The sequence below is a fragment of the Myxococcales bacterium genome (assembly GCA_022184915.1).
GTDB lineage: Bacteria > Myxococcota_A > Polyangia > Fen-1088 > Fen-1088 > JAGTJU01.
In genome coordinates, this window is record JAGTJU010000002.1 from 125426 (window position 1) to 141269 (window position 15844).

Genomic DNA, 15844 nt, shown 5'->3' on the forward strand with positions numbered 1-15844 from the left:
CCTCCTGGTGTACGCTGGAACACGAAGGAGAGCCTGGAAAATGTCGGATATGCGCTTAGGTGTGGTTGGGCTTTGGCTGATGGTGCTCTTGGGCGCCGGCTGCGGGTTCACGGCGCTCGGCGGCGATTCGTCGGAGCCGAACCCCAACACCGGCGGCACGACGGGAACGCCGGGAACCGGGAACACGGCGGTGCCTGCAGGGCTCGGCGTGGGGGCACCTTGTGCGATGGATACGCAATGCCGGCGGGGGCTTTCGTGTGCACCGGCCACAGCCACGTGCCAGCCCAAAGGCAACTCGGGCCCGGGGGCGTTTTGTTTGCTCTCCGCCGAATGCCTTCCCGACTACCACTGCGCCGTGGGCGTGAGCGCCCAGGGGCTTCCCGAGACCGCCTGCGCGCCGCGCACGGGCAAGGCGGGCGGCGAGGGCGCTTCCTGCGTGACCGAAGGTGATTGCGCCCCCGGCTTCGCATGTCAGCTCGAGGGCCTTTCGGGCGGGTGCCGGGCAGCAGGCGCAGGCGATGTGGGCGCCCCCTGCACGGGACCTGTCACCTGCCAGGCGGGGCTTTTGTGCCTGGCTTCGGTGTGCAGCACCCCTTTGGCGCTCAGGCCCTGGACGGGCGCCACCTGTTCCCAGGCCGAAGAGCCGGTGGCGCAGGTGAAGTTCGAAATCCCCCGCGCCGCCACGCCGGCCCACCAAGATTTTTTCGCGTTGCCCTTTCCGAACGACGCTCGTCTGAAAAACGGCAAGCTGGACATGAAGAACTTCCCCCGGCCCGGCGCGGGCGCGCTGCCCTACGATCCCGTGGCCCCTTACCTGGCGGCGATCGAGGCCGACGTCGACGGGGCTTCGCCCAACACCACCGTCTTCTTCCGCTTTTCGCGCTGGCCGAACACCGCGCGGCTCAGCGAGCCCGGCGTGCTGTCGGTGGTGAATCTTTCGCCCGGTCCTGCCTTCGGTACGGCGCTGGGGTTTGGGTGGGACGCCACCACGGGGGGGGCGGGCACGGGCACGGGCAGCCGCTACATTTGTCCGCGCTACTTGGCGTTGCGGGTGAGCGGCCGGCTCGAGCCTGGCGGCACGTACGGGGTTCTCATCAAGGGTCCGCTCAGCGACAAGGACAATCAGGCGTTCGTGCCCGCGAGCGATTTTGCCGCTTTGCTGGCTGACACCTCGCCGGTGGATCCCGAGCTCGGCGGCCCGTGGGCCCGCTACGCGCCCCTGCGCACCTGGATCAAGGATCCGCGCAGTGGCTTGCAAGCGGCGCCGCTTTTGGGCGGCACGGTGTTCACGGTGCAAAACTACGAAGCACCCATCCTCGGACTTCACAAGGCCGTTGCGGCGGCGCCGTCCTTTGGGGTCAAGAGCATGGTGAAGTGCGGCGAGGCCCTCTCGCCCTGCGACGACGGCGTGACGGGGCCCACCAAGCAGCGGGGGTGTCTTGCGCCGCAGGCGGCCTTCGATGAATACCAGGGGCTCGTGACCATGCCCGTGTTCCAAAAGGGCACGCGTCCCTACGAACGTCCCGAGCAGGGGGGCGGGATCGCTTACGACGCGCAGGGCACGGCCGTGGTCCAGGGCAGCGAGGATGTGTGCGTGACCGTCACGGTTCCCAAGGGGCCGATGCCCCAGGCCGGCTGGCCTGTCGTCGTTTACGCTCACGGCACGGGGGGCAATTACCTTTCGGGGCGCAGCCAGTGGGCACAAGCCTTCGCGGAGGGTACCGCCGGGACGGGGGCGGCCGTGCCGTTGGCGATGATCTCCTACGACGGCGCGTTGCACGCCACGCGCAAGGGCGTGTCCACCCGCAACGTGGATGAGCTGGTGTTCAACTTCTTGAATCCGCTGTCCGCGCGCGACACGGCCTTGCAGGGGGCCGCGGATCTTTTTGCCCTGGCCCGCGTTGCCGAGGCTTTTTCCCACGGCGGTGTGAAGTTCGATGCGAGCAAGCTTTACCTTTACGGCCACTCGCAAGGTGCCAACGCCGCGGCCACGGCCGCGGGCTACGAGGCGCGCTACAAGACGGTGGTGCTTTCGGGCGCGGGAGGGCTTCTTTCGTATTCGCTCACCACGAAGCAAAAGCCGGTCGACATCAAGGCCGTGCTGCCGGTGGTGCTCGGTGATCAAGTGGAATACGGCAGCGCCGATCCCTTCAAGCGTCCCGAAAACCACCCGCTCATGGCGGTGCTCCAGCTTTACTTCGATCGCAGCGATCCGGCGAATCTGGCACGGCGTATCGCCGCGGCCCCGCTGGCGCCGCTTCTGCCCAAGCATCTGCTGCACGTTTACGGTCAGGGCGACACCTTTGCGCCCGAGCCCACGCAGCAACAGCTGGCGCTGGCGGCGGGGCTGCCGGCCGTGGGGGCCGTGGTGAGCGACTATCCGGGGCTGCCGAAGGTGCCGGGGCCGGTCAAGGCGAACCTGGGTGGCGTCACCGCCGGGCAACGTCAGTTCTCCCCTGCGGGTTACGACGGCCACTTCGTGGGCGCGCAGAATCCTGCGGGACGCACCGCGATCCTGGAAGCGCTCGTCACCTCGGCCCGTGATGGTGTGCCCACGATCTCGCCCTGAACCGCTGCGATGCGGGGGCTTGGCCTCGCGCAGGCCCCGGTCAGGGCAGGCTAGGGACCGAGCCCGCTTTGCGAAGCCGACTTGATGCGTCGGCTCGTTCTTGCCATCTCGACCGCTGTGTCCTAGAAGCCGCCCATGACCGATAAAGTTGCGCGCTCTCAGGCTGTTCTCGACAGCTTGCAGGCGGAGTGGAGTGATAAATCGGAACTGCTCCTGGTAGCCGTCGTGGTAACGCTCGGTGTTCTCGGCCTCTCGTACTGGCGCCCCTACTGGACTCGGAACCGCTGGTTCGTCCGCCTCGCACTAGGGGCCACATTGGTCCTAAGCCTTGTCTGCGCGTGGCGGCTTCGTTGGCTGAGCGATGACGCATTCATCTCGTTTAGATACGCCCGTAACTGGGTGGAGGGACACGGTCTGGTTTTTAACTTGGGCGAAAAGGTTGAGGGGTACACCAATTTCTTGTGGGTCGTGTTGTTGGCCGCTGCGCACTCTCTGGGCGTCGACATGCCGACTGCCGCTGTAGTGTTCAGCCTTGGTTTCTCTACGATGGCCCTCTTGCTGACGTACCACCTGGGACGTCGTTGGATGCCAACGCGAAAAATCGCGTTCGTGTTGCCCGTTGCGTGTATTGCTCTGGCTCTCAACTACACGTGGGCCTCATTTTCGACTGGTGGCCTAGAGACGATGCTTGCTGCGGCGATGGTTCTGTTGGCTCTCGAGCGAGCCTACGCGGAGCGTCCGCTTCAGGCGGGCCTGGCGAACATAGCTGCAACCATGGCGCATCCCGATCACGCTATCTTCTATGTAGCGCTTGCCGTCGCCTTGCTCTTGGACCCGAGACGTCGCCGGGGCCTCGTTTGGTACGGACTAGCGTTCGTCCTGGTCTACCTGCCCTACACCGTGTTGCGCTGGAAGTACTTCGGGGAGTTCTTTCCGAACACGTACTATGCCAAGGCTGGACACCTCGCGAATTTTCCGCAGGGTTGGTTCTACCTCTGGGCTTCCACCCTGGCGTGTGGTTTGTGGGCACTGTTACCCTTGTCACTCTACGGGCTTGTGGCCCTCCGGAGCGAGCTAGTGGTTCGCTACACGGCGATCGCAGTCCCGCTGTATCTGGTCTACGTGGCCAAAATCGGCGGCGACTACATGCTGGGCCGCTTATTGACCCCCATTTTGCCTCTGGTCTTTTTGGTTTCGGAACAGGCGCTGCTCCACATGACGAGCCGATGGCCTGTGGCTTTGGCCGCAACGGCAAGCTTGTCGTTCGTTCCGCTGGTGGTGCCCGCCAAAGTTATCCCACCGGCTGAGGTGAAGTGGTACCTCACCGACGAGCGAACCATGTACCCGTTGAAGTCGCTTTCGCCCTTGGAGATAGGCGGTACCACTGCCCATCGAGGCGAAATGCTTGCGCGGTATCTGGCCAACGAAGGTGTGGAACTCAGCTACGCGGCTTTCGCCATCGGCTATGTGGGATGGCGAACTGGATGGAAGATCGTCGATTTGCATGGGTTGATCGACCCCGTTCTGGCGCGAATGCCACTTGTCAAGCGTGGCCGGCCGGGGCATGAGCGCAGTGCTACGGTGCCTTATGTAAAGAGTAAAGACCCATATATGTCATCGATTCCGTTGTTCGGTCCTGCGCACGCGCAATTGACGTCTGTAACTTTGTTCGATCAAGGCTTCTACTTTGGTCGTTTCTCGGAAAAGGTTGCCGAAGCCTTGCGTGGGCTGCCTGACGTGAAGTTTACCGATATGCCCTCGTACCTGGACGCCTACATCGAAGACTTGGAGCTGCGCCGAAAGGTTCCTGATCACTTGCGCCAGGACATGCCGTTCTTCGACGAGTTTTATTTTCGGAACGTTCAGGACGAAGCTCGTCGACAAAAGTTGTTGGCGTATTTAGGTGGTGTGGGTAACTGAACTTAAGGGCGCGTTACGGGGCCGCCACGCGAGGGCACTCGCCCTCGCTCGTTTCTTTCGTGGTCTGCGCGCGGCAGGTCCTTCACAATGACCGTTACCCGTGTTCCGAGATCGACCCCGGCGTTCCGCCTGCCGCCGCGCGGAGCACCCCAGGCTCCGCAGGCGCGCGCGCCCCTACCTCCTCGCTTCGCGGCTTTGGGCGATCCTGGTGGTGGCCGCGTGGGTGGGCGCGTCGTCCGCGGCGTGGGCGGACCCTCAGCCGCGCACCGAGACGCTCCGCCTTTCGCACCTTCGGAAACGCCTGGAGGGGGAACGAAAGCGCCTTGCGCGGGCCTTCGGCGTCGATGCCGAGCTCGCGCTCTTCGACGACGGCGACGTTCCGAACGCGATGGCCTTCGGTCGGCAAACCTCTCTTGGTTTTTGGGGGATCATCTACCTCGGCCAAACCCTGCTGATGTCGGATCTAGCCCACCCCGCCAAAGGCCCCGACGCGCTCCTGGGCATCTTGGCGCACGAGTTTGCCCACGTTCTGCAGGCCCAGCGCGCCTGCCCGCTCGAGGGGGTCGACCGCGAACTCCACGCGGACTTTCTCGCCGGATGGTACTGGGCCCGGCGGGCGGGGCCTGCGGGGCGCGTGAGCGCCGTGGCGCGGGCGTTGGCGGACCGGGCCGACGCAGAGCCCCTGGTGGCCGGCGCGGCGTTTGGGCGCGATCACGGCTCGGCCCTCGAACGAATCACGGCGCTCCTGGCGGGGGTCGCGGCGCGCGCCTTGCGTCTCGAGGCCGCCTACGAGGCAGGTACGCAGCGTCTTTTGGGGCTGCGCGCCGAGAACGCAGACCTCGCACGCGAAGACGCACCGCTAAAGCGGCGCGCCCACGCTCTCGTGGAGGAGGTGACCTCCCCAGGACCCGCGCGTCGTCGAGGACTCCGCGAGAGGCGTGAAGCTGCCTTTCGCGGGCCCTGACGAACACGTGGCCTTGCCGTTACGGCTGTGGGCTGGCGCCGGCGGCGCTGCGTATGGACTGGACCCAATCGGTACGCCCCACGCGATAAAACTCGACCGTGACGAACTGTCCGGGCAAGAGGCTCTCGATTTCACCCGGGTGGGCCTGCAAGGTCATGTCCTTTTCGGAGGACGTGCTGAGGGTCAACGTTCCCTTGGTTTTGTCGAGCTCACGAATGTCGCCGGTGGCTTGTCCGGTGCGACCGAACTGGCGGCCCCGGGCCTGCTGGTCCATGTGGGAGGCAAGCCACGTCGTGTCGCCGTACACCGCAAACGGCGCCTGAATCTGCTCGCCGGTGCGCAGGCCCGCGATCTGGTTGGGCTTGGCCATGTACTTCGACGAGCCCTCAGGCGTTTTGATGGTCACCTCGCCCTTTTGAAAGTCGACCTTGCTGATCTCCCCTTGCACGTTGCCCTGCACGGCCACCTTTGCGGTTTGCGCCGAGGGGTTTTGCGCCCGACGGCCTTGCAGGCCCTGCATGCCTTCGGTGCCCTTGGGAGCCGGCTGCCCCTGGCCTTCCATATCCTGTCCCGTCATGGCCTCACCGCGCGGGCTCTGTCCCGTCGTGCCCTGAGGCGCCCGCTGTTGTCGACCCTGCATGCCCGCCTGCCCTGCGCTTCCTTGCGACCCCTGTTCGCGTTGCTGCATGCCTTCCTGCGTGGCCAGCTTTTCCGCGAAGGCTGCCCCCGTGACCGTGAGAACCGCTGCCCCCAGCGCCGTGGCCATGAATCCGTTGTATCTCATTGCGTTGTCCCCCCTGTTCTCGTGATGCGCCCGATCCGCACCGTCGCGGTTCGCCGGGTCTGACTGTATCCGGCAGGTTTCTGCAATCCGGCGGCCAAGCCCAGGGGGTGATCGACATCAAGGCCGTGTTGCCGGTGGTGCTCGGTAATCAAGTGGAATACGGCAGCGCCGGGCTACGTCAGTTCTCCCCCGCCGGTTACGATGGACACTTCTCGGGCGCACAGAATCCCGCTGGGCGTACCGCGATCCTGGAAGCCCTGCGACCGGGGGGCGGGCACACCAGGGGTCTTTCTCAATGCGTTCGGTGTGTTTAATTCTGCCATAAGGTCCTCTTGCGCACATTACTTGGGCATGTCGGTGGTGACGACGTATACCACTGACGGTCTCGGTCTTCTCGGGAACCGGCGGGTGCGGAACACGCTGGACACGCAAGGAAAGAGCCGGTCGTCCTTCTTGGGATTGTTCATGGCTCCGCCATCCACCGCCGCTACGACGCCCGCGGGCGTGACCTTCATGCTGGCGGCAAGATAGCCCACCCTCAGATTGTGCAGGCGTTCGCGGGCCTCGTCGAAGCACTTGATGACGGTGGGTAGGGCCGGAGCGAGAGTCTCCTGCACCTGTTTCTCAGACAGTGGCCCATCAGAGCGCACGTCGAAAATCACGCGCGGGGGGCCACGTCGATTGGCGGCTTCCGCCTTGAGGCGCCAGTGCTCGCGAGGGTCCTCGCGTAGCTGCCGGGGCAGGTAGCAGCTGGTTTGGTAGTAGATGCGACCCAGGTACTTCTGGGCGAGCTCCGAACGGACCGGGGGATCTGGTTGCGCGGCCAGTGCCTTCATCAGGTCGGCGCCGCCTTCGGCCTGCAGGCCCAGACCGAGACAGTTCTGGGGATCGACGTCGGGTGCGAGGCATCGCTCCCAGCCCTCGTCGCCGCACAGGAGCTTGGCGTCGTGGTCGCGTTTGTCTTCGATGGACCAGAGATAATGAACGGCGCCTCCAGGGGCAAGCGCTTCGGGTGCAGCGAACGCGGCTCCGAGCGAGAGGAAGTTCCCTTCAGGGGTGAGCCGTCCGACCTGCACAGTGCCCCAGGAGCCGGCACACTCGGGACGCGTGGCATGCCTGAGGCGAGTCCCGTTCCCATGTCCTTTTTCGTCGAATTTTCCGATCGTCCAGAGAGTTTTCCACTCGCAATCTATCGGGACCTGGATACGAAACTCGCGCCAGCGGCGGAACGATTTGGCATCGCAGGAACGGTACTCATCCGTAGAACTGTCACATGTTATCCCGAGGTATCGTAGAAGTGGGTCGCCTTCCAGGGGAGCATCGGGAATGGCTACCGACGGAAGAGCGGGGTCATTGGATGCCCCAACCTCCTCGAAGCACTCCTCACGCTTCAACAGGTCGTCACAGCTTTGGGCTGCCCTCTCGGCGATATCTTCAAGCTCTGCCACGTGCTTCTTTGTAATGGGGTAAGGATATTCTCTCGAGCAGGCGGCGACCACGACAGCAAAGACGAGGCAGCAACGTGGCACGTCTCAGGCTCCCCATAGCGTCAGGACGCACCTGCCGTCCAAAATGACATCGACGCGTCGAAACATTCGAGCTCCACGGTCCCATCCCGCCTCGTGGCCTGGGCGAGCAAGGCGAGTCCCCGGCCGACCTCGGAAGCGCGGTCGGTGATCCGGTAGCCGCCCTCAGCGGTCTCGGCTTTCGCCTGCGAGAACGGTAGCAAGACGAACTCGGGATGAAACGAATCGCCCAATGGCAAAGCGTCGAACCCAAATAGCATGCCCATGACGGCGGGACGCTCCCACAGTCGCGACGACGAGGCAAGCCCCGTGCGGGAAGCGTGGAGAGGAAGCGCCAGGCGTACTGGACGAAGGGCCGCCGATCAGGAACGGTGGACCCAGTCGGCTGATGCAGGACGCAAGGCGCCATTAGCAAGCGGCGGGACGAGACTCGCTACGACTCGAGGAGCCGCACCAACTCGCAGGCCTGGAACCCGCATTGGTATCTTGGAGCCACGCCCGCAGGAGCAGACGTAAACGATGGTGAGGAGATTTGGCAGGAACTCGTGCGAGTCTCACCCAACGTGCGGATCGTGTTGAGTGGACACGTTGCCAAGGACGGCCTTGGCCGGATGGTGAGCAAGAACGACGCCGGGGACAGCGTCCACCAATTCGCCATCAATTACCAGGAGCGCCCTCTCGGAGGAGGGGGCTTTCTCCGCGTTTTCGAGTTCCTCGCTGGCAGAAAACCGTTCGAGCCCGAACATACTCGCCGTACTCGAACAGCCATCTAACTGATGACCAAAACCAGTTTCAGTTCGAGATCGAGCCCTGACCCGACCCGGATCTCTCGGCGTTTCGATCCGTCTCGGCGCACTGCTTCGCTTGGAGGTAGACCTCCTCGTGCTTCGAAGTAAGGGTGGCATGGTGAATCCGCGGCCGGATCGGATGCAATCCGGCGGCCAAGCCCAGGGAGCGATCAATGGAAGTCGTGCGACCGGGAGATCGTGGTGCCTCGATGGACCAGCGGCGCAAAATCATGGGCCTTGACGGTGACCACGCCGTCGCGGTTCTGGATCACCCCTTCGATGATCAAGGCCGCGTGTGCGAGCAAAACGCTGCGGTGTCGGGCAAACACGTCGGGCATGACGACGACGTTCGCGAACCCGGTTTCGTCTTCGAGCGTGATGAACACGAGGCCCTTGGCCGTGCCGGGACGCTGCCGCACGATGACCATGCCTGCGGTGCGCACGCGCTGCCCGTCGCGCATCTCGGGCAGCTGGCTCGCGGGCACCGCGCCCTGCGCCTCGAGCCACGGTCGCGCGAAGCTGACCGGGTGAGGTCCCAGCGTCACCCCCGTGCCCTGCAGATCCGCCAACGCTTCTTCGTCGGCGGTCATCTCGGGCAAGGGCCCGTCGTTCGTGTCGGGGTCTGCCGCGCCGCCAAACAGCACGCCCGAGCGGCCAAGAGCTTCCACTTGCCACAGGGCCGCCCGCCGACGCCCGCCCAGCGCCCCCAGCGCGCCCACGGAAGCCAAGGCCGTCATCTCGTCCTGCCGCGGGCTGACGCGCGTGTGGAAGTCGCCCAGCAAACAAAACGGTTTGTGTTGGCGCTCTTCTTCGATCCGCCGTCCGATCTCTTCTCTCAAGCCAGCCACGTACTTGAGCCCGAGACGGACGCAGAGCGCCCCCGTTTCGTCGCGCTCCAACGTGCAACGCCAAGCGGAGCGGGTGACATCCACCGGCAACGTGGTGATGCCGTGCCGGGCACCGTCAGTCACCAAGGTGGCTGGGTGATAAAACCCCATGGGCCAGTTGTTGAGCAAGGCGCACAAGAAGGCGGCCCCATGATGCGCCTTGAGATAGGCCGACGCGTAGGCGATGAGCGCGAAGGACGCCGCGTGGGATTCGGGGAATCCATAAAGAGCAAACGAGCGGATCCCCTGCACGATCTCGTCCTGTGACGGGCCTTCGATGCCCCGCGCCTTCATGCCAGTCCTGAGTTCGTCTTCAATCTCTTTCATGCGTTCCACGGAGCGCTTGAAGCCCATCGCCCGGCGCAGCTCCTCGGCTTGTCCGCCCGAAAAACCGGCAGCGGTCATCGCCATGCGGATGAGCTGCTCCTGAAAGAGCGGCACGCCCAACGTGCGCTTCAAGATGGGCGCGAGGCAGGGATGGGGGTAGGTCACCGGCGCGCGCCCGGCGCGCCGCTCGAGATAGGGGTTCACCATGCCCCCCACGATCGGCCCGGGCCGGATGATCGCCACCTCCACCACGAGATCGTAAAAACGCTCCGGCCGCATGCGCGGCAAGGTGGCCATCTGCGCGCGCGACTCCACCTGAAACACCCCCACCGTATCCGCCGCGCGCAGCATGCGGTAGACCTCGGGATCGTCGGGAGGCAGATGGGCGTAGTCGATGTCCTTGCCTTCGTGCGCGGCCACGAGGGGGGCCGCCTCTTCCAACACCGCCAACATGCCGAGGCCCAGCAGATCCACCTTCACGATGCCCATGTCGGCGCAGTCGTCCTTGTCCCACTGAACCACGGTACGCCCCGGCATGCTGGCCGGTTCGAGCGGCACCACGTCGTCGAGCCGCCCCGCCGCCAACACCATGCCTCCGGAATGTTGGCCCAAGTGACGGGGCAAATTCAGAAGCTGTGTGGAGACCTCGGCCAGGTGCCGCGTGCGCTCTTCCGTGGGCGGAAACCCCGCCTCTGCGATGAGCGCGGACAGGGGCGTATCCCCGTCCATCAGCCAATGAGGCAGCCGCTTCGAAATGCTCGTGAGCTGCGCTTCCGAAAAGCCCAGCGCCCGGCCCACCGTGCGCACGGCCATGCGGGGCCGAAACGTGATCACGTTGGCGGTCATCGCGGCCCCGGTGCCCGTGCCGCCCCCGTAGCGCTGGTAAACGTACTGGATCACCTTTTCGCGCCGCTCGCCCGAAGGCAGATCCAGATCGATGTCCGGAATGCGATCCGAGGCGCTCGGGGCGCTGCGCACGCGCTCCTCCGACAAAAAGCGCTCGAAGAGCAACTCCATGCCCACGGGATCCACGGCGGTGATCCCCAGCGCGTAACAGATCGCCGAGTTTGCCGCCGACCCGCGCCCCTGCACCAGGATGCCCTGGCTGCGGGCGAAGCGGACGATGTCCCACACCACGAGGAAGTAACCGGCCAGCCCCAGCTTGCCCACCACGTCGAGCTCGTGACGAAGCTGGCGCCGCGCGGCCTCGGACATCGGCTGGTAGCGCTCTTGCGCGTATTGCCAGGTGAGCGTTTCGAGAAGGCCTTGCTCCGTCTCACCGGGGGGCACGGGGAAGGTGGGAAACTGGTATCCCAGATCGGCGAGCGAAAACGCGCAGCGCTCCGCAATTTCCAAGGAGGCCCTCAAGGCCTGGCGGTGGTCGCGAAACAGCGCGGCCATGTGCGCAGGCGGCTTCAGGTGGCGTTCAGCGTTTCGGAGCAACCGGCGCCCGATCGCATCCACCGTGGTCTTCTCGCGCGCACAGGTCAGCACGTCGTGAACACGTTGCCGTGCCGGCGTCGCGTAGCGCACGTCGTTCGTGACCACGGCCGGAATGCCACGGGCCTCGGCTTGCGCGAGGGCGGCGTGATTCGTCAACGCGCCCTCGTCGTCGAGATGTCTTTGGCGTTCCACGTAGAGCGTGCCCGGTGCGAAGATCGCCTTCAGACGATCCAGGTCCGGGCGGGGGTAGGGGCCCGCCAGGGCCACCAAGCCCGCTGCGTGCGCCTCGAGCGCATCGTGGGAGGCGGCGCAGTGCGGATCGTGCTTGGCGCGTCCGCTCTTCGTTTGGGTGAGCAAGCGGCAGAGGTTTTGGTAGCCCAGCCGGTCTTGCACGAGCAGCAACACCGGAGGCGCTCCTGCGAGCGGCAGCTCGGCACCCACGAGGGAACGCACACCCGCGGCCCGCGCGGCCTTGAAGAACCGCGGGGCACCGTAAAGGCCGCCGCGATCGGCCAAGGCCAGGGCGGGCATCTCGACCGCGGCCGCCCGGGCAATCAGATCTTCGGGCAGGGAGGCGCCGTCGAGAAAGCTGAAGGCCGAGCGGCAACGCAGTTCTATGTAGGGGGGGGATCCCATCTCTGGAATCCCAGTCTATCTGAACCTATGTTCAGTGTCGCTCGCGATTGCGACGAAGAGCTATTTGGCCGCGGCCTGGGCTAGCGCCGCCTCGAGCCGCCCCGTGTGCAGATCCCCGGCCAGGCACACTTTGTTGCGCCCGCTGCGCTTGGCCTCGTAAAGCGCCTCGTCTGCTGCCTGGATGAACAGGGCGGGGCTCGGATAGACCGTAGCGTCGTACGACGCGCAGCCGAGCGACGCCGTGACGCGCATGACCTCGCCCGACGGCGTCTGCATGTCCGTGGCGGCGATCTTCGCCCGGGTCCGCTCCGCCACCACACGGCAGCCCTCGGCGGGTGTCTCGGGCAGCACCAGCACGAACTCTTCGCCGCCGTAGCGCGCGGCCAGATCGCGCGGGCGCACGCCGTTTTTCAGCAGCTCGGCCACGGCCTTGAGCACCTCGTCGCCCGCCAAATGCCCATAGGTGTCGTTGACGGACTTGAAGTGGTCCACGTCGACCATGACGATGCTGAGCGACTTTTTGTGAAGCTTGGCGATGGCCATCTGCTCCTTCAAGAAGGCATCGAAGCTCGCCCGGTTTGCAAGACCCGTCATGGGATCGCGCTGCGCCTGCGTCTCGGCGGCCACGGCCCGGGCCTGCGCAGTTCCCAGGGCCTCCTGCATCTGGAGGTCGGCCGCGGCCGAGAGCAACACCAGCGTTTCGCGTGCTTCCTCGAGGAGGCCATCGATCTCTTCGGGAGAGCCGAACGACACGTCGAAGAAGGCGCCCACCTCGGGCACGTGCTTTTTGAGTCCCGAGAGCAACGCCTCGAATTCAGGGGCTTCCATCCCCAGAAGATCCTTCGTGTACGACCGCGCGGGCCCCATGGCCTGTTGCATGTCGTCCGTCAAAAACAGATCGGCCACCCGCCCCGCGGCCGCCACGACGTGCACCAGCCGCGCGACATCCGGTTTCGTGTCCTCGGGAAGCGCGGCCGGCCTGTGGCTGTGTTCCACGACCAGCTTGAAAGCCAGGGGCAGTTTCCATTTTTCCACCAGCCATCCACCCACCCGGCTGTGGTCGCAGCCGTAGGTGGTCTGCTCGGCCTCGGCCAAGCCATCGTGGTGGCCTTCGTGAGCGTTGGCCAGTTCGTCGTATTCCTTGCGGGCGATCTGGGCAAACGCCAGCATGCCGATGTCCTGAAGCAGACCTCCCAGAAACGCCTCTTCGCGTTCACGCATGCCGATGATGTTCGCGATCTCGCGGGCGGCAGACGCTGCCAGGGCCGAACGCTTCCAGAAGTCGTTGAACCACGCCTGCTTGCCGCCCTTCATCGACTGGGCCAGCGTGAACGACAGAGCCATCGTACGCACCGAGTTGAGCCCCAGCATCGAGATGGCATGAGAGACCGTGGTCACCTCGTTGCGCAGTCCGAACAAGGGCGAGTTCACCATCTTGAGCAGCTTGGCGGCCAACGCGGCGTCATTGGAAATGACCTTGGCAATCTGAGGGATTTCCGGATCCGCCTTCTGGCAAAGGTCCAGTACCTGAACGGCCACGGCCGGCAGCGTCGGCAGCGTGGTGCAGCGGCTGAGCTGCGCGAGCAGGGCCTTTTCCATGTGAACAAGGTTTCGGCGGATCCGACCCACCCCTTTACGCCCGGGGCGCAGGCGGGGGGCCGCCCCCGCCCGGGGAAGTGACCCCGCCCGGTGTCAACGTGCGACGCGGCCTGGTATCTTGCCCGCCATGGCAAACCCCACCGCAACCTTCAGCACCACCTTGGGCGACTTTACGGTCGAGCTCTACGCCGACAAGATGCCCAAAACCGCCAACAATTTCGTGACGCTGGCCAAGAGCGGCTTTTATGACGGCCTGCACTTCCACCGAGTGATCGATGGCTTCATGATTCAGTTCGGCTGCCCCCACAGCAAGGATCCCGAAAGCCCCCGTGCGGGCACGGGCAACGCGCCGCATGGGACCATCGCCGACGAGCACCCCGCCGACGCGAAGCTGTCGAACGAGCCTTTCACCCTGTCCATGGCCAACACCGGCCGCCCGAACAGCGGCAGCAGCCAGTTCTTCATCAACACGGCCCACAACGCGTACCTCGACTGGTTCTCCCCCGGGCCCTCGAAGCACCCGGTGTTCGGGAAGGTGGTGGAAGGCACAGACATCATTGGCAAGATCTCCAAGGCGCCCACCGATGGCCGCGACCGCCCCAAAACGCCGGTTCAGGTCGTCAAGGTGACCGTGACCGAGGCCTGATCACGAACGCCGGGTTTCGGCCTGGGACAGGGCGTGCCTCCTGCAGGGCGGCGCGCCCTTTTTTTCAGCGTGCGGGTGGGGAAACCCGCGCCCGCGCTGAAACGATTCGACGCCTCGGGAGTCAAACTCAAGAGTGGGAGCAAATTTGTCGTTCTGATTCCAAAAGAGCGCAGGCGCTCATCGAACCGCTTGGGAACCACTTTGGGGGGGCACCATGGATCATTCGGTCGAAATCATCACTCTGGAGCGCGGCGTGAGGCAATCGGCCCGCACCCTCTCCCAACGTGTCGAGCACAGGGCGGGGGGGTATGCCGCTTCGGTGGCGGCGGGGGTGTCGGCTCTTGGTTTCGTCGGCTTTGCCCTGGCCACCTGGGCGGGCGGGTTCGTGCTGCACGCCCCCGTATTTTTCGGCACCGCCGCCGTGGGCGTTGCGGCCGCGGCCTCCTGGGCCTGGCGACGCACGGTGGGTCGTGCACAGCGGTACCGCATCGGCGCGCGGGTGGAAGACGATGCGTTTTCCTCCCAGGCCGTCGACCTCGTGCGCCGTAGCGGCGAAGGTTACGACCTCGCCCTGGTGCAGGGCATGAGCGGGGTGATCGAGGAGCCCGGCATGCGGCGGCCCGTCGAAGGTCTCACCGTGCGTGATCAGGTCGTTTGTGTGCCCATCGTACCGGGGCAGGTCGCGCGCATCGACCTCGACCAGACCACCTTCCTGGTGCGGGGGCTGGACGGCACCGAGGCTGCGCAGGGGGCCCTGGCCCTGGCTGCCCGCCCCCTCGCGTTACCGGGCCTTCAAAGCAAGACGTTCGTGCGTGCGGCCGTGACCGTCACCACAGCCGCGGCTTTGCTGCCTCTCAGCACCGCGATCGCGAAGCCCCAGCAGCTCGCAACGGCCGACCTCGCCTCCGGGATCCCCTCCCAGGCCACCCCCTGGGAGGTGGAAAAGCTGACGTACAAGGCGGTGCAGCGGCAGAGCGAAAAGCTCTACGCCTGCTTCGAGCCTTTCCCCGCGGGGTGTGGGACCTCGGGATTCGTGGGGGTGGGTCTACGGCTGTCCCAGCAAGGGGACGTACGCGAGCACTGGGTTTCACGGTCGACCTACGGCGCGAGCTGCCCCGTGGCGGCCTGTGTGGAGCAGGTGGTCGCGGAGTTGTTTTTCGAGCCCATGCCCGAGCCGCTCACGGTCATCGTGCCGGTGCAGGTGCTTGCGAACCCGCTGGCGCGACGCGGGGCCGAGGTGCAGGTAGGAGGCGCCTGGGGTCTGAGGCTCGAAAGTGCCGACGCGTCTGCCGACCTCCTTTCCCCGAGCGGCGGGGTGACGGAGCCCGAAGCCCGGCTCTGAGCGGAGCCCTGCGGGATCGGCCAGGCTCGGTGTCCGCGGCCTGCTACGATGGGTTCGACCATGGATGAAGAGCGCAAGCAGCGCATGATCGCCCTGCTCGAGGCCAACCACCATTTTCCGGGGCCCTACCACCTTTCGCTGGTCACCCTCAACGAGGTGGCCGTGTCGATCACGGTGCGGGCGCTGGTCGAGGAGGGGCGGGGCCCGGTTCCGGACGCGGATTGGCAAACGCGGCTTTCGAGCGGTGGCAAGTACGCCAGCCACCGCGTGCGGGTGACCTGCGACAGCGCCCACGAGGTCGTGGGCATCTATGTGCGGCTCTGGGGCACCACGGGCCTGGTTTCGCTGATGTGAGGCGGGGCGGCCGCTTCACGCACCGCGTTTCGAGGCGGCAGTTGAGCTGCGCGGTGGCT

General features: G+C 65.5%; 11 protein-coding genes. 6 read left to right on the plus strand and 5 right to left on the minus strand.

Annotated elements, in window-relative coordinates; genetic code table 11:
- Window positions 1–49 precede the first annotated feature (49 nt).
- The 3 genes from KA712_08130 (at window position 50) to KA712_08140 (ending at window position 5453) form a co-directional block, all read left to right on the plus strand.
- Window positions 50–2569 carry a hypothetical protein gene (locus tag KA712_08130; GenBank protein MCG5052913.1) on the plus strand — a complete coding sequence of 840 codons (2520 nt, stop codon included), beginning with the start codon at window positions 50–52 and terminating at the stop codon, window positions 2567–2569.
- Window positions 2570–2704: 135 nt separating this feature from the next.
- The gene (locus KA712_08135; GenBank protein MCG5052914.1) at window positions 2705–4489 is read left to right on the plus strand and encodes a hypothetical protein; all 1785 of its coding nucleotides are present in this window, start codon (window positions 2705–2707) and stop codon (window positions 4487–4489) included.
- Window positions 4490–4589: 100 nt separating this feature from the next.
- The gene (locus tag KA712_08140; protein ID MCG5052915.1) at window positions 4590–5453 is read left to right on the plus strand and encodes a hypothetical protein; all 864 of its coding nucleotides are present in this window, start codon (window positions 4590–4592) and stop codon (window positions 5451–5453) included.
- Between the two features lie 19 nt (window positions 5454–5472).
- On the opposite strand, the gene KA712_08145 is transcribed toward KA712_08140, so the two are convergent.
- The 5 genes from KA712_08145 to KA712_08165 all read right to left on the minus strand — a co-directional run bounded on the left by KA712_08145 (window position 5473) and on the right by KA712_08165 (window position 13443).
- Window positions 5473–6237 (minus strand): hypothetical protein, encoded by a 765-nt coding sequence (locus tag KA712_08145; GenBank protein ID MCG5052916.1) that lies wholly within the window; start codon window positions 6235–6237, stop codon window positions 5473–5475.
- Window positions 6238–6578: 341 nt separating this feature from the next.
- On the minus strand, window positions 6579–7313 hold the full coding sequence (locus KA712_08150) for a hypothetical protein (GenBank protein MCG5052917.1): 735 nt from the start codon (window positions 7311–7313) through the stop codon (window positions 6579–6581).
- A 473-nt stretch (window positions 7314–7786) separates the two neighbouring features.
- Window positions 7787–8029, minus strand: coding sequence for a hypothetical protein (locus KA712_08155; GenBank protein ID MCG5052918.1), 243 nt, complete (start codon window positions 8027–8029; stop codon window positions 7787–7789).
- Window positions 8030–8721: 692 nt separating this feature from the next.
- Window positions 8722–11844 carry an error-prone DNA polymerase gene (locus KA712_08160; protein ID MCG5052919.1) on the minus strand — a complete coding sequence of 1041 codons (3123 nt, stop codon included), beginning with the start codon at window positions 11842–11844 and terminating at the stop codon, window positions 8722–8724.
- A 60-nt stretch (window positions 11845–11904) separates the two neighbouring features.
- Entirely contained in the window at window positions 11905–13443 is a 1539-nt protein-coding gene (locus KA712_08165) for a GGDEF domain-containing protein (protein ID MCG5052920.1), read from the minus strand.
- A gap of 127 nt (window positions 13444–13570) precedes the next feature.
- Between KA712_08165 and KA712_08170 the strand changes: the two genes are divergently transcribed.
- From KA712_08170 to KA712_08180, 3 genes are all read left to right on the plus strand, one after another.
- On the plus strand, window positions 13571–14089 hold the full coding sequence (locus KA712_08170; protein MCG5052921.1) for a peptidylprolyl isomerase: 519 nt from the start codon (window positions 13571–13573) through the stop codon (window positions 14087–14089).
- A 214-nt stretch (window positions 14090–14303) separates the two neighbouring features.
- On the plus strand, window positions 14304–15431 hold the full coding sequence (locus KA712_08175; protein MCG5052922.1) for a hypothetical protein: 1128 nt from the start codon (window positions 14304–14306) through the stop codon (window positions 15429–15431).
- Window positions 15432–15491: 60 nt separating this feature from the next.
- Window positions 15492–15785, plus strand: coding sequence for a DUF493 domain-containing protein (locus KA712_08180; GenBank protein ID MCG5052923.1), 294 nt, complete (start codon window positions 15492–15494; stop codon window positions 15783–15785).
- Window positions 15786–15844: the final 59 nt, after the last annotated feature.